This window comes from Pseudomonas sp. MONT-RG-20F-20-E-7-02, from assembly GCF_022662395.1.
Classification (GTDB): Bacteria; Pseudomonadota; Gammaproteobacteria; order Pseudomonadales; family Pseudomonadaceae; genus Aquipseudomonas.
Map to the genome: position 1 here is coordinate 685,532 of NZ_JAKNQN010000003.1, position 13,178 is coordinate 698,709.

Sequence of the window (13,178 nt, forward strand, 5' to 3'; positions counted from 1 at the left end):
AAGGCGACTCGGTCTTGATTCAGTCACCCATAAAAAAGCCCCGAACCAGTCGGGGCTTTTTCATGCGATCAACCTGCGGGGCTTATTTACCCTGCCAGCGTTTCAGTACCAGGGTGGCGTTGGTGCCACCGAAGCCGAAGCTGTTGCTCATCACGGTATCGATTTTGGCGTTTTCAACAGTCTTGGTCAGGATCGGCATATCAGCCACCACCGGATCAATCTCGTCGATGTTGGCCGAGCCGGCCATGAAGTTGCCTTCCATCATCAGCAGGCAGTAGATCGCTTCGTGAACGCCGGCGGCGCCCAGGGAGTGACCGGACAAGCTCTTGGTGGAGCTGATGGCCGGCGCCTTGTCGCCGAATACCGCACGCACGCCTTCCATTTCCTTGGCGTCGCCGACCGGGGTCGAAGTGCCGTGGGTGTTCAGGTAGTCGATTGGGGTATCAACGGTGGACATCGCCATCTGCATGCAACGGATCGCGCCTTCGCCGCTTGGCGCAACCATGTCGTAGCCGTCGGAAGTGGCGCCGTAACCGACGATTTCCGCATAGATCTTCGCGCCACGGGCCAGAGCGTGTTCCAGCTCCTCGACCACCACCATGCCGCCACCGCCGGCGATGACGAAACCGTCACGCTTGGCGTCGTAGGCGCGGGAGGCTTTTTCCGGGGTTTCGTTGTACTGGGTGGACAGCGCGCCCATGGCGTCGAACAGGAACGACTGGCTCCAATGTTCTTCTTCACCGCCGCCGGCGAATACGATGTCCTGCTTGCCCAGCTGGATCTGCTCAACCGCAGTACCGATGCAGTGAGCACTGGTGGCGCAAGCCGAGGAAATCGAGTAGTTCACGCCCTTGATCTGGAACGGCGTGGCCAGGCAGGCCGAAACGGTGCTGCCCATGGTCCGCGTTACACGGTACGGGCCAACGCGCTTCACGCCTTTTTCGCGCAGTATGTCCAGCGCTTCCATCTGGTTGAGGGTCGATGCGCCGCCGGAGCCGGCGATCAGGCCGGTGCGTACGTTCGATACCTGGTCTTCGCTCAGGCCGGAGTCGGCGATGGCGTCTTTCATGGCCAGGTAGGCATAGGCGGCAGCGTGGCCGACGAAGCGGTAGATCTTGCGATCAATCAGTTCTTCGAGCGGCAGGTCGATGGAGCCGGAAACCTGGCTACGCAGACCCATTTCGGCATATTCCGGGTTGAAACGGATGCCAGGGCGACTTGCACGCAGGTTAGCGGTGACGGTCTCTTTGTCATTGCCCAGGCAAGAAACAATGCCCAGACCAGTGATAACGACGCGGCGCATGCGGATAACCCTTAAAAGTTGTCAGTGGAAGTGAATACGCCGACCCGAAGGCCTTCGGCAGTATAGATCTCGCGACCGTCGACAGTCACCGAACCGTCGGCGATGGCGAGGTTCAGCTTGCCCTTGAGGACGCGCTTGATTTGAATGTTGTAGGTGACTTTCTTGGCGGTCGGCAGGACCTGGCCAAAGAACTTCACTTCGCCCGAACCCAGGGCGCGGCCGCGGCCCGGCAGGCCTTGCCAGCCCAGGTAGAAGCCGACCAGTTGCCACATGGCGTCGAGGCCCAGGCAGCCCGGCATCACAGGGTCGCCTTCGAAATGGCAGGCGAAGAACCACAGGTCAGGGGTGATATCCAGCTCGGCGACCAATTCACCTTTGCCGTACTTGCCACCCTCTTCGCTGATATGGGTGATGCGATCCACCATCAGCATGTTCGGGGCGGGCAGTTGCGCGTTACCTGGGCCGAACAGCTCACCGCGACTGCAGCGCAGCAGGTCTTCCCGAGTAAAGGCGTTTTGTTTGGTCATGCGAGCTCCTCAATAATCCCATGCGGCAGGGTAGGGCAAATCTTCCCGAACCGAATGAAGCGTTCATGCCTCATGTCGGCAGCCTACACATAGACTATTGCGTTGTAGTGAAAGTCACAGCGATAAGGTACTGAATGTACACTTGTTCACTGAAATTTTAAACCGGGCCTGTTTATGGGCCCGTTCGGGTGCCTAAGACTGCCGCACTTTCGTCTTTCACGCCAGTCGCAGTTGGTTGATGGCGCGGGGCTATTGCACCCAACGCAGCAGGATTTGCTGCAAATCCGTGCGTTTGAACGGCTTGGCCAGGTAATCGTTCATTCCGGCCGCCATGCAGGCTTCGCGATCGCCCTGCAAGGCGTTGGCGGTGAGGGCAATGATCGGCAGATCGGCGCAGCCGGGCAGTTGGCGAATCTGACGGGTGGCCTCGTAACCATCGATCACCGGCAAGCGGCAATCCATCAAAATGGCGGTGAATATCAGGCTCTCGGCACTGCGTATGGCTTCGGCGCCGTCGGTGGCCAGGCTCACTTCAAAGCCCAGGCTGCGCAGCATCGCTTCGACCACCGTGCGGTTGACCGGGTTGTCCTCCACCAGCAGTACATGGCGGCCATCGCCGGCGCTGCTCTTGCCTTCGGCGTGCGGGGCAATCGCCGGCAAGCTCTGCTGGTCGATGGCCAACGGGATTTCCAGGGTAAACACCGAGCCCCGGCCTTCCTCGCTCTGGGCGCGCAGCGTACCGCCCATGCGTTCGGCCAATGTGCGGGCAATCGGCAAGCCCAGGCCGGTGCCGCCGTAACGTCTTGAAATGGAACTGTCGGCCTGCTGGAACGCGTCGAACATCAATTCCAGGCGTTCGGCGGAAATCCCGATACCGCTGTCGCGCACGGTGCAGGTGAACCACACCAACTCATGATCGAGGGTTTGCCAATGGGGCTCGACGGTCACCGTGCCGTGCTCGGTGAATTTCAACGCGTTGCCGATCAGGTTTACCAGAATCTGCCGGATACGCGTGGGGTCGCCCTGCACCCGCAGCGCGTCCATGCCCAGCGGAATCGGCAGCTCCAGCGCCAGGCCGCGTTGCTGGGCGCTGTGCTGGAAGGCCTGGGCGCAACTGCTGATCAGGTCCGCGAGGTTGAACGAAATATGTTCCAGCTCCAGCGCTGCGCGTTCGATGCGCGAGAAGTCGAGGATGTCGTTGATCACCTTGAGCAAATGCTCGGTGGACTCCGAAGCGAGTGCCGCGTACTCGGTCTGCTCCTCGGTCATCTCGGTGGTTTCCAGCAGTTGCAACATGCCCAGGACGCCATTCATGGGCGTGCGCAATTCGTGGCTCATCATCGCCAGGAAATCCGACTTGGCATTGTTCGCCCGCTCGGCTTCCTCGCGGGTCTGGATCAACTGGGCCATGGCCTGGTGCTGTTCGCGGCTGGCCTGGTTGAGGCCCTCGGCGAGGTTGTTGATATGCCGCGACAGGTCGCCCAGTTCCGAGTCATCCACAATCGGCAGCGGCGTCTTGTAGTCGCCTTGCTGGATGGCCTTCACCGCGTGGCCCATGGCGCTGATCGGCTGCGACAGGCTGGCGGCCAGGCGCCGTGCGAGCAGGAAGGTGAACAGCAGCGCGAACAGGGCAAGGATGCCGGCCTTGAACAGGATCTCCTGTTGGCGCTGGCTGAACGCATCGTTGGACATGCCAACGATCACCCGGCCGAGGTAGTCCGCACGCGGCGCCTTGGGTTCGTTGAGGTTGTCCTGGAAGAAGTCATTGCCCAGCTGGATGTGTTGCAGGCGGATGGGCGCCTGGAACACTTTCACCGACAGCGAGCGGTCGTGTTTTTCCGACGGCTGCTCGACGTACAACAGGATTTTTTCGGCGCTGTCCTGAATCTCCAGGAAGCGCACGTGCGGCGTAGCCAGTGTTGCGCGCAGCAAGCTGTCGAGCACGTCGATATTGCCGGAAATGACGCCGTATTCGGTGGCAGGGGCCAATTGGTTGGCGATCAGTTGGCCGGTGTGGTCCAGTTCCTGGCGCAGGTCCTGGATACGCACGAAGGTGAAGAAGCTGATCAACAGCAAGGTCAGCAACAGCGCCGGGCCCAGGGTGATGAGCTGGGTGCGGGTGTTGATATCCCAACGACGACGCAAGGTCATGGGCGTTTTTCTCCTTCGGCTAATCGGGCGGCGACGGCGACTTCGTCAACCTGTTCGATTCCCAGTGAGCGTGCGACTTGCGGGTTACCGACGACTTTAAAATGTTCCGGGTACAACGAACGCGGCCAACTGGTCGGCGGATGATCCAGTAGCCGGTCGAGCACATCGAGCCAGTCGGCCTGATCGCTGTAGGTGCTGGCCAGGCTGCCGGCCTTGACGAACCCCGCATTGGGGCCTACCAGCGGCAGTTGCTGGGCGTAGCTGCTGAGCAACAGGTTTTTCACGGTTTTGGGGTTGTACAACTGCGGGTCATCGAGGCCGAGCAGCACGTCACTGTTCTTGAACAGATTCTGCAGCGGGCGGCTGTCATTAATGTTGTCCCAGAGCTGCGGCACGATCTCCAGCCCCATCGGTGTCGCATACTCGCGCAGCTCCTGCAGCAGGAATTCACTGTCGGTGCCGTAGAGCACGCCGATGCGTTTAGCCTGCGGCAGGATGCTCGCGATCAGGTTGAGCTGACGCGCAAGCGGCGGGTCACTCCACAACAGGCTGATTTTCGCCGGATGAGTGTGGCCCAGGCGCTGCCGGGCTTGCAGGCGGCTGATGCGCAGCACCAGGGTCGGCGGGCCCTGGGCATCCTGCAGGCGCCAATCAAGACCGGGCAGGTCCAGCACGATCAGGCGGGTATTCGCCGGCAAACGGCTGGGTGCCGGCAGGTCTTTGAGCGGGGTAAAGGTCACGTGGTCTTCGGGACGCTGCTGGGCAAGGGCCTGCGCAAACGCTTGTACACCGGCCCCGTCTTCGGCAGAGGTCAGCAGAATGTCGGCGCTCCAGGCCGGCGCGGCCAGCAGCAGGCACACCCATAACAAGGCGCGCCTCCAGAAGCGTAAGACAAGCAGGAGGGTCATCCGTGACTGAGCGCCCATGTCAGAACTCTAACTCCGCGCTGAAGTAGAGGACGTGGCGACTGTCGTAATGGTTGTCGACAAAGGTGGTGGGCTGGTTATCGAGGCGTTGTTGCAACATGCCGGCCAGCTCCACGTTGGCTTTGCCCAGGGCAATGCGCTTGGCTACGCGCAGGTCGACCCGTTCGAAGCGATAGGTGTTGAGTGCGTCGTCACCATAATAGAACAGCGCGCTCGACCAGCCGTGGCCCCATTCACGCAGCCAGCCGGCCGAGCCGCTGTTGCGCGCGGTTTGTGCCTTATCGAGCGGGTTGCTGGAGGTGGCGTCGACGTAAGCATAGGTCAGCCGCAGGCGGTCGGCATTGCTCATGCGCCAATCGAATTGCGATTCTGCACCGGTAAACCGCGCGCTGTTGGCGTTGCTGGCAATGTATTGGTTGTTGCGCAGCGGCGAGCTGATCATGTCGGTGATTTCGTCGTAGAACAGTTTCACGTCGACATTCAGCCCGAGGTCGGCAAAGAAGCCGTTGTAGCCCAGCTCGCGCGAGCGCATCAACTCTTTATCAAGGTTGCCGGGGCCGCGTGTTACCACAAAATATTGCCCGGAGTTTTGCCCGAAGGTCGGGGAGCTCAGGTTGGTGACGCGGTAGCTCCAGTTGACGTTGTTTTCGAACATGTCCGGCGAGCGAATCGCCTCGGAATACACCGCCCGCAAGCCGTGGCGCGGGTTGATCAGGTAGTTGACCGCCACCCGCGGCGTCAGCGAATTGCCGCTCAAGTGGGTGTCTTCGTACATTGCACCGCCCTGCAACAGCCAGTGTTCGCTGGCGCGCCATTCCAGGTGGCCGAACAGGCGCCAGGTGGTGTCGTCGAGGGTGCCATTGAAGTAGGTGTCGGAGTCGGCGCGGTCGTAGCGATAATTCATGCCGCTGACCAGGCGCAGGCTATCGGACAGGCTCAGGGTGTCCTGGATCTCAATGTCATAGCGACTCTCGCGGGTGCTCTGGTCGATATCGCCACACACGCTCTGGTTGGCGCCCTGGCGCCACTGGTCCAGCACCTGGTTGCCGAGTGCTTGTTCGGCAGCGCTGCCGGGCGGCGCGGTGCCCTGGCTGTAGATATCCATGTGGCGGGCCAACTTTTCGGCGTAGTTGGGGTTGAGCTGCCACAGTTGGGTCAGTTCCGGGCTGAACGACACCTTGGCGTCACAGGCTTTCCAGACTTGCTGGCGGTCCCATTGCTGGGCCGAGCCCTGGACGTACAGGCTGTGTTCGGGGTTGAACTCGATGTTCCAGCGCATCGAGCCGGCATAGTCCTTGGCGGTAACGTCGGAATTGGTGCCGCCTTCGGTAATTCCGGCGAATACCGGTGTGTAGGTATAAGGGCGCTGATTGCTGCCTTCCTTGGCGTCCAACTGCCAGTCGATGCTCTGCTGCGCGTTCAGGGTCTGGCTCACCGCCAGGCTGAAACGGCTGAGGCGACGGCTATCACGGCGGTCGGCACCGAGCTTGTCGCTGTCAAACCCATCGTCCTGTTGCCCGGAAAGCGACAGGCGCAAGTCGCCGGTCTCCCAGCCCATGCCCTGGCTGGCGTAGAAGTCGTTGATGCCGCGTTCGCCACGGATCACTTTGACCCGTGAACCGTGGCTGTTGGACGGCGAGCGCGTGAGGATATTGACCACCGCCATCAAGGCATTGGCGCCATAGCTGACCGTGTTGGGGCCGCGAAACACCTCGATACGCTCGATGTCTTCCATGGCCACCGGAATATCGCTCCAGTCCACCGTGGCCAGGCCCGCGCGGTACACCGAACGCCCGTCGATCAACACCTGCATGCGCCGTGCATCACTGGCGCTGGTGCCGTGGTAGTTCACGGCCGCCTGGTTGCCGGTGGTGTAACCGACCATCATCCCCGGCACCAAACGCAGCAACTCGGCGATGTCGCGCGCACCGCTGGCCTTGATCAGCTCACTGTCGATGACGGTCATACTGCCAGGCACGGCGGCGGCCGATTGCTTGAGGCGCGTGGCCGTGAGTACCTGGGGCAGTGGCTGGCTGTCGAGGAACAGGTCATCCGCCAACGCAGGTGCGCTGCACAACAGCATCAATAATAGAGATGAGCGAGGAGGAGGGCCCAAATACACGGCACGGCCTTGATAATTACGGATAGCCGCCCATGTTAACTGAGGTGGGGCCATTTGCCAGTCGCCACACTTGCAATTACTTCACACAGACGTGGCATTTTCCGACAAGCGTGTGAATTGACGCGGGGGCTGGCCGCAAGCGGGTCGCCCCGTATAATGCCGCCATCGCCACTGCTATGGATTAACGGATTGCATATGACTGAACAGCGCCCTATTGCGGTCCTGGGAGGCGGAAGTTTTGGGACCGCCGTGGCAAACCTGCTGGCTGAAAACGGCCACGCGGTACGCCAGTGGATGCGCGATCCCGAGCAGGCCGAGGCCATTCGCGTCCACCGTGAAAACCCCCGTTACCTTAAAGGCATCAAGATTCACCCGGCGGTCGAGCCGGTGACCGACTTGTTGGCTACCTTGACTGACTGCGACCTGTGTTTTGTCGCGCTGCCTTCCAGCGCCTTGCGCTCGGTGTTGGCGCCCCACGCCGAGCGTCTGGCGGGCAAGCAACTGGTCAGCCTGACCAAAGGTATCGAGGCCCACACCTTCAAGCTGATGAGCGAAATCCTCGAAGAGATCGCCCCGCAGGCGCGCATTGGCGTGCTGTCCGGGCCGAACCTGGCGCGGGAAGTGGCTGAGCACGCGCTGACAGCCACCGTGGTCGCCAGTGAAGACGAGGCACTGTGCGAGCGTGTCCAGGCCGTGCTGCATGGCCGTACCTTTCGCGTCTACGCCAGCAGCGACCGCTTTGGCGTCGAGTTGGGCGGGGCGTTGAAAAACGTCTACGCCATTATTGCCGGCATGGCCGTGGCCTTGGGCATGGGCGAAAACACCAAGAGCATGCTGATTACGCGCGCCTTGGCGGAGATGACGCGTTTTGCGGTGAACCAGGGCGCCAACCCGATGACCTTCCTTGGCCTGGCGGGCGTGGGCGACTTGATCGTCACCTGCTCGTCGCCGAAAAGCCGCAATTATCAGGTCGGTTTCGCCCTCGGCCAAGGCCTTAGCCTGGAAGACGCGGTGACGCGCCTGGGTGAAGTGGCCGAAGGCGTGAACACGCTTAAAGTGTTGAAGGCCAAGGCCCAGGAAGTCGGCGTGTACATGCCGCTGGTCGCCGGGCTGCACGCGATCCTGTTTGAAGGGCGCACCTTGAATCAGGTCATCGAGTTGCTGATGCGCGCCGAGCCCAAGACCGATGTCGACTTTATTTCCACCAGTGGTTTCAACTGAGGAACGCGTCATGAACGATCCGAAAGCAGGCCCTAAATACGAGTCCATCCTCCTGCGCGTCCTGTGGATGCTGGTGTTTGCCCTGGTCTGGCAAGTCGCGCAGTTCCTGCTCGGTATTTTGGTGGTGGTGCAGTTGGTGTATCGCCTGGTCTACGGCGCGCCGAACCTGGGCCTGATGAATTTTGGCGACAGCCTCAGTCAGTTTCTTGCGCAAATCGGCCGTTTCGGCAGCTTCCACACTGATCAAAAGCCTTGGCCGTTCGCGGATTGGCCGACCCCGCGCGCACCGGAGGGCGAAGCCGCCCACAGCGTGCCACCGGCGGCGCACCCGGTGCGCGATGAGGAGCCCAAACTGTGAAGCTGTGGATTTTGCGTCACGGTGAAGCCGAAGCTCATGCCTCTTCCGACGCTGAGCGCAACCTGACCGAGCATGGGCGCGGCGAAGTGTTGCGCAGTGCTGCGCACCTGATCGGCCAGCCGATCAGCGCCATCATCGCCAGCCCGTATGTGCGCGCGCAGCAGACTGCGCAACTGGTGCGTGAGGCGTTGGGGTTTGAGCCGCAGATTCGCACGGAGCCGTGGTTGACGCCGGACAGCAGCCCGCTGCACGTGCTGGAAAAACTCGACACGGATGACAATGTGCTGCTGGTCAGCCACCAGCCGTTGGTGGGTAGCCTGATCAGCTTTTTGCAGCATGGTCATCTGCGTCAGCCGCAACCGATGCACACGGCCAGCTTGGCGGAGTTGGAAGGGGACTTTCCGTTGGCGGGGTTGATGAGCCTGGTGGGTGTGAAAAACCCGTAGGCGGTGGGCCTTCTGCACGCGACCATCGTGGTCAACGGTGCCTGTCAGATCAAAATCAGTTCTGCTCTGCTGTGGGAGCTGGCTTGCCTGCGATGCAGGCACCTCGGTACTTCTGGGAGAGGCGGTCGATGCCACCGCAGGCAAGCCAGCTCCCACAGAGATCGCCGCTTTGTGTGCTATATAGTCAACCAAGCAAGTGCTTGGTTGGCTATCATCGGATCACAAAGGAGCGCGTCCCATGCCTGTCGCTTTTCGTTTGCCGTTGCAGGTCTTCTACGAACGTGAAGCGCGGCATCCGCGCAAACCCTTTCTGGTGCAGCCGGTTGGCGGCGGCGAGGTGCAGACGCTCACCTGGGGTGACGTCGGCCACCAGGCCCGCTGCGCCGCGCATTGGCTGCGTGCCCGTGAGCTGCCCCAAGGCTCGCACATTGCCCTGATCTCTAAAAACTGCGCGCACTGGATCATCGCCGACCTGGCGATCTGGATGGCCGGGCATGTCTCGGTACCGCTGTACCCCAACCTCACCGCCGACTCTGTCGCCCATGTGCTGACCCATTCCGAGGCGGCGCTGGTGCTGATCGGCAAGCTGGACGACTGGTCGGCGATGGCGCCGGGTATCCCGTCCGGTTTGCCGACCATCAGCCTGCCGCTGTGCCCGGTGGGCGACTTCGATTACCGCTGGGCCGACCTGCAAAGCTGTGCGCCGATCCAGGACAACCCCGAACCTGCCGCGTCGAGCCTGGCCACCATTGTCTACACCTCCGGCACCACCGGCTTGCCCAAAGGCGTGATGCAAACCTTCGGCGCCTTGGGTTTCGCCGCCACCCGTGGCACTGAGTTGTTCGGCCTGGGGGAGGGCGACCGGCTGCTGTCCTATTTGCCGCTGTGCCATGTGGCGGAGCGCATGTTTGTGGAGCTGGCCTCGATCTACACCGGGCAAACCGTATTTTTCGCCGAGAGCCTAGACACGTTTCTTGAAGACTTGCGCCGCGCCAAGCCGACCGCGCTGTTTGGCGTGCCGAGGATCTGGACCAAGTTCCAGATGGGCGTCTACAGCAAGATCCCGCAAAAGCGCCTCGACCGCCTGTTGCGCCTGCCATTTATCGGCAGGCGCGTCGGCCAAAAAGTCCTTGCGGGGCTGGGCCTGGATGCGCTGCGCATTGCATTGTCCGGTGCCGCGCCGGTGCCCGAAGCCTTGTTGCATTGGTATAAGCGCCTGGGCCTGGATGTGCTGGAGGTGTATGGCATGACCGAAAGCTGTGGCTATTCCCACGTGTGTCGCCCCGGCCAGCAGACGCTCGGCTGGATCGGCCTGCCGTGCCCTGGCGTTGAAGTGCGCATCGACGCGTCGGGCGAAGTGCAGGTGCGCAGCGGCGCAACCATGCTCGGCTATTTCAAGGACCCGCAGAAAACCGCCGAGACCCTGACCGACGACGGCTTCCTGCGCACCGGCGACAAAGGCGAACAGGACGCCGACGGCCGCCTGCGCCTGACCGGCCGGCTCAAGGAAATCTTCAAGACCAGCAAGGGCAAATACGTGGCCCCGGCGCCAATTGAAAACCGCCTGGCCGAACATGCACGCATCGAACAGGTGTGCGTGGTCGGTGATGGCCTTACGGCGCCGATGGGCTTGTGTGTGTTGTCGGCGGGTAGTCAGGACCGACAGGCGCTGAGCACCAGCCTTGAACGCTGGCTGGCGCAGGTCAATGCCGTCTTGGACAAACATGAGCGCTTGCGCCAGCTGGTGGTGGTGAAAGACAGTTGGGCGGTGGAAAACGGCTTTCTGACGCCGACCTTGAAGATCAAACGCAACGTCATCGAGTCGACCTACGGCAATCATTTCCAGGCGTGGAGCGCGCGCAGCGAAACCATTGTGTGGCAGGATTAGGGTCGTAATAAAACCAATAAGGATAACTTCATGAGCTTGTGGCGCACCCAACCGAATATCGAGCAACTCAACGCCATCCAGAAAAACACCATTGGTGAGTTGCTGGATATCCGCTTTGAAAGTTTCGACGACGAATCCCTGACCGCCAGCATGGTGGTCGATCATCGTACTCATCAGCCTTACGGCCTGCTGCACGGCGGTGCGTCGGTGGTGCTGGCCGAAAGCGTCGGCTCCATGGCGGCTTACCTGTGTATCGACGCCAGCAAGTTTTATTGCGTGGGCCTGGAGGTCAACGCCAACCACCTGCGCGGTGTGCGCAGCGGGCGGGTGACGGCGGTGGCGCGGGCGATCCATATTGGCCGCACGACCCAAGTGTGGGACATTCGCTTGACCAGCGATGACGGCAAGGCCAGCTGCGTGTCGCGCCTGACCATGGCCGTGGTGCCGCTGGGCGAGAACCCGCCGGCGCGATAGGCGTGGCGTGAGTGTCATCATTCCTGGCAGTTACAGTCATTGCTGTACGGCCCAGGCGTGGTGACAATCCACTTCTGTTTTTGTAGATGAGTCCGGTATGTCGCAGCACGTGTTTTTTGCCCACGCCAATGGCTTCCCTTCGGCCACCTACGGCAAGTTGTTTGCCGCCCTGGCCCCGGAATACGCAGTGGCTCATCTGCCGCAGCACGGCCACGACCCCAGGTTCCCGGTGGATGACAACTGGCAGAACCTGGTGGACGAACTGATCCACCATTTAGAGCAGCAGCCGGAACCGGTGTGGGGCGTGGGCCATTCCCTGGGCGGCGTGTTGCATTTGCACGCGGCCATGCGCTGCCCGCAGTTGTACCGTGGCGTGGTGATGCTGGATTCGCCGGTGCTGACCCGCGCCGACCGCTGGGTGATTCGCGCCGCCAAACGCTTCGGTTTTATCGACCGCCTGACCCCGGCCGGGCGCACCTTGGGCCGCCGTGAAGAATTCACTGACCTGGACGCCGCGCGCAGTTACTTCGCCGGCAAGACCCTGTTTCGCGGGTTTGACCCGGAATGCTTTGACGCGTACCTGCAACACGGCCTGCAACAGGTAGGCGACCGTCTGCGTCTGCGCTTCGATCCGGCGACCGAAATCAGCATTTACCGCGGCGTGCCGCACACCAGCCCCGGCCAGGTGCGCCAGTTGAAAGTACCGCTGGCCGTAGTGCGTGGGCGCCAGAGCCGGGTGGTGATGCGCCACCATGCCAGTGGCGTCGGCCGCCTGCCCATGGGCGAAATGCTCACCATGCCCGGTGGCCATATGTTCCCGCTTGAACGCCCACAGGACACGGCGACCTTGATCAAGAACCTGTTCGCCCGCTGGCAAGCCCGCGAGCGCAGTTGCGCATGAGCACGCCGGTCGAAGAAGTGCGCTTGAGCCTGCCGCACATCGAGTTGGCGGCACACCTGTTTGGCCCCGAAGACGGTCTGCCGGTGATCGCCCTGCATGGCTGGCTGGACAACGCCAACAGCTTTGCGCGGCTGGCGCCGAAGCTGCACGGTTTGCGTATCGTCGCGTTGGACATGGCCGGGCATGGGCATTCGGCGCATCGGCCTGCGGGCGCCGGGTATGCCTTGTGGGATTACGTGTTTGATGTGCTGCAAGTTGCCGAGCAACTGGGCTGGAAACGTTTTGCATTACTTGGCCATTCCCTCGGCGCGATCGTTTCATTGGTGCTGGCCGGCGCCATGCCGGAACGCGTGACGCACCTGGGGTTGATCGACGGTGTGATCCCGCCGACCGCCGCTGGAGAGAACGCCGCCGAGCGGCTGGGCATGGCGTTGCAGGCGCAATTGAACCTGCAAGACAAGCGCAAGCCGGTCTACAGCACCCTGGACCGGGCGGTTGAAGCGCGCATGAAAGGCGTGGTCGCGGTCAGCCGCGAAGCCGCTGAACTGCTGGCCCAGCGCGGGTTGATGCCAGTGCCGGGTGGTTACACCTGGCGTACGGACAGCCGCCTGACGCTCGCCTCGCCGATGCGCCTGACCGATGAACAGGCGATGGCTTTCGTGCGGCGTGTGAGTTGCCCTACACAGTTGGTCGTCGCGGCTGACGGCATGCTGGCGAAACATTCCGAATTGCTTTCTCAGCTACCTTTTACGGTGAGCACGCTGCCGGGCGGCCATCATTTACACCTTAATGATGAGCCCGGCGCGGTCCTTGTTGCAGACTGTTTCAATCGGTTCTTCCACGCGCCTTGACTTGGCGCGG

12 protein-coding genes are annotated in these 13,178 nt (G+C 61.9%); 7 read left to right on the forward strand and 5 right to left on the reverse strand.

Annotation, left to right across the window (positions count from 1 at the left end; translation table 11 throughout):
* Window positions 1–82: 82 nt before the first annotated feature.
* From fabB to L8I05_RS12335, 5 genes are all read right to left on the reverse strand, one after another.
* Window positions 83–1,303, reverse strand: coding sequence for a beta-ketoacyl-ACP synthase I (gene fabB / locus L8I05_RS12315; protein WP_017134470.1), 1,221 nt, complete (start codon window positions 1,301–1,303; stop codon window positions 83–85).
* 11 nt (window positions 1,304–1,314) lie between these two features.
* Window positions 1,315–1,830, reverse strand: a complete 516-nt coding sequence (fabA, locus tag L8I05_RS12320; protein WP_003210552.1) for a 3-hydroxyacyl-[acyl-carrier-protein] dehydratase FabA — start codon at window positions 1,828–1,830, stop codon at window positions 1,315–1,317.
* 249 nt (window positions 1,831–2,079) lie between these two features.
* Window positions 2,080–3,981 (reverse strand): ATP-binding protein, encoded by a 1,902-nt coding sequence (locus L8I05_RS12325; protein WP_242169193.1) that lies wholly within the window; start codon window positions 3,979–3,981, stop codon window positions 2,080–2,082.
* Window positions 3,978–4,907: an ABC transporter substrate binding protein gene (locus L8I05_RS12330; RefSeq protein WP_177018374.1), complete on the reverse strand. Its 930-nt coding sequence runs from the start codon at window positions 4,905–4,907 to the stop codon at window positions 3,978–3,980. Before L8I05_RS12330 ends, L8I05_RS12325 begins: the two co-directional genes overlap by 4 nt.
* 1 nt (window position 4,908) lies before the next feature.
* The gene (locus tag L8I05_RS12335; RefSeq protein ID WP_347341217.1) at window positions 4,909–7,029 is read right to left on the reverse strand and encodes a TonB-dependent receptor; all 2,121 of its coding nucleotides are present in this window, start codon (window positions 7,027–7,029) and stop codon (window positions 4,909–4,911) included.
* 195 nt (window positions 7,030–7,224) lie between these two features.
* Between L8I05_RS12335 and L8I05_RS12340 the strand changes: the two genes are divergently transcribed.
* From L8I05_RS12340 to L8I05_RS12370, 7 genes are all read left to right on the forward strand, one after another.
* Window positions 7,225–8,250, forward strand: coding sequence for an NAD(P)H-dependent glycerol-3-phosphate dehydrogenase (locus L8I05_RS12340; protein ID WP_197623358.1), 1,026 nt, complete (start codon window positions 7,225–7,227; stop codon window positions 8,248–8,250).
* A 10-nt stretch (window positions 8,251–8,260) separates the two neighbouring features.
* Window positions 8,261–8,608 carry a DUF4389 domain-containing protein gene (locus L8I05_RS12345; protein WP_242169197.1) on the forward strand — a complete coding sequence of 116 codons (348 nt, stop codon included), beginning with the start codon at window positions 8,261–8,263 and terminating at the stop codon, window positions 8,606–8,608.
* Entirely contained in the window at window positions 8,605–9,054 is a 450-nt protein-coding gene (sixA, locus tag L8I05_RS12350) for a phosphohistidine phosphatase SixA (protein ID WP_242169199.1), read from the forward strand. Before L8I05_RS12345 ends, sixA begins: the two co-directional genes overlap by 4 nt.
* Before the next feature lie 238 nt (window positions 9,055–9,292).
* Window positions 9,293–10,942, forward strand: a complete 1,650-nt coding sequence (locus tag L8I05_RS12355; RefSeq protein ID WP_242169201.1) for an AMP-binding protein — start codon at window positions 9,293–9,295, stop codon at window positions 10,940–10,942.
* A 30-nt stretch (window positions 10,943–10,972) separates the two neighbouring features.
* Window positions 10,973–11,416: a hotdog fold thioesterase gene (locus L8I05_RS12360; RefSeq protein WP_169985755.1), complete on the forward strand. Its 444-nt coding sequence runs from the start codon at window positions 10,973–10,975 to the stop codon at window positions 11,414–11,416.
* A gap of 97 nt (window positions 11,417–11,513) precedes the next feature.
* Complete coding sequence (locus L8I05_RS12365; RefSeq protein ID WP_159955121.1) at window positions 11,514–12,317, forward strand: alpha/beta hydrolase; 804 nt, start codon at window positions 11,514–11,516, stop codon at window positions 12,315–12,317.
* Window positions 12,314–13,168 (forward strand): alpha/beta fold hydrolase, encoded by an 855-nt coding sequence (locus L8I05_RS12370; protein ID WP_242169203.1) that lies wholly within the window; start codon window positions 12,314–12,316, stop codon window positions 13,166–13,168. The genes L8I05_RS12365 and L8I05_RS12370 overlap by 4 nt, the downstream gene beginning before the upstream one ends.
* The last annotated feature ends 10 nt before the right edge of the window (window positions 13,169–13,178 follow it).

Coding starts and splice junctions, on each gene's coding strand:
- fabB (WP_017134470.1), bottom strand. CDS start 1,303: ATGCGCCGCGTCGTTATCACTGGTCTGGGCATTGTTTCTTGCCTGGGC.
- fabA (WP_003210552.1), bottom strand. CDS start 1,830: ATGACCAAACAAAACGCCTTTACTCGGGAAGACCTGCTGCGCTGCAGT.
- L8I05_RS12325 (WP_242169193.1), bottom strand. CDS start 3,981: ATGACCTTGCGTCGTCGTTGGGATATCAACACCCGCACCCAGCTCATC.
- L8I05_RS12330 (WP_177018374.1), bottom strand. CDS start 4,907: ATGGGCGCTCAGTCACGGATGACCCTCCTGCTTGTCTTACGCTTCTGG.
- L8I05_RS12340 (WP_197623358.1), top strand. CDS start 7,225: ATGACTGAACAGCGCCCTATTGCGGTCCTGGGAGGCGGAAGTTTTGGG.
- L8I05_RS12345 (WP_242169197.1), top strand. CDS start 8,261: ATGAACGATCCGAAAGCAGGCCCTAAATACGAGTCCATCCTCCTGCGC.
- L8I05_RS12355 (WP_242169201.1), top strand. CDS start 9,293: ATGCCTGTCGCTTTTCGTTTGCCGTTGCAGGTCTTCTACGAACGTGAA.
- L8I05_RS12360 (WP_169985755.1), top strand. CDS start 10,973: ATGAGCTTGTGGCGCACCCAACCGAATATCGAGCAACTCAACGCCATC.
- L8I05_RS12365 (WP_159955121.1), top strand. CDS start 11,514: ATGTCGCAGCACGTGTTTTTTGCCCACGCCAATGGCTTCCCTTCGGCC.
- L8I05_RS12370 (WP_242169203.1), top strand. CDS start 12,314: ATGAGCACGCCGGTCGAAGAAGTGCGCTTGAGCCTGCCGCACATCGAG.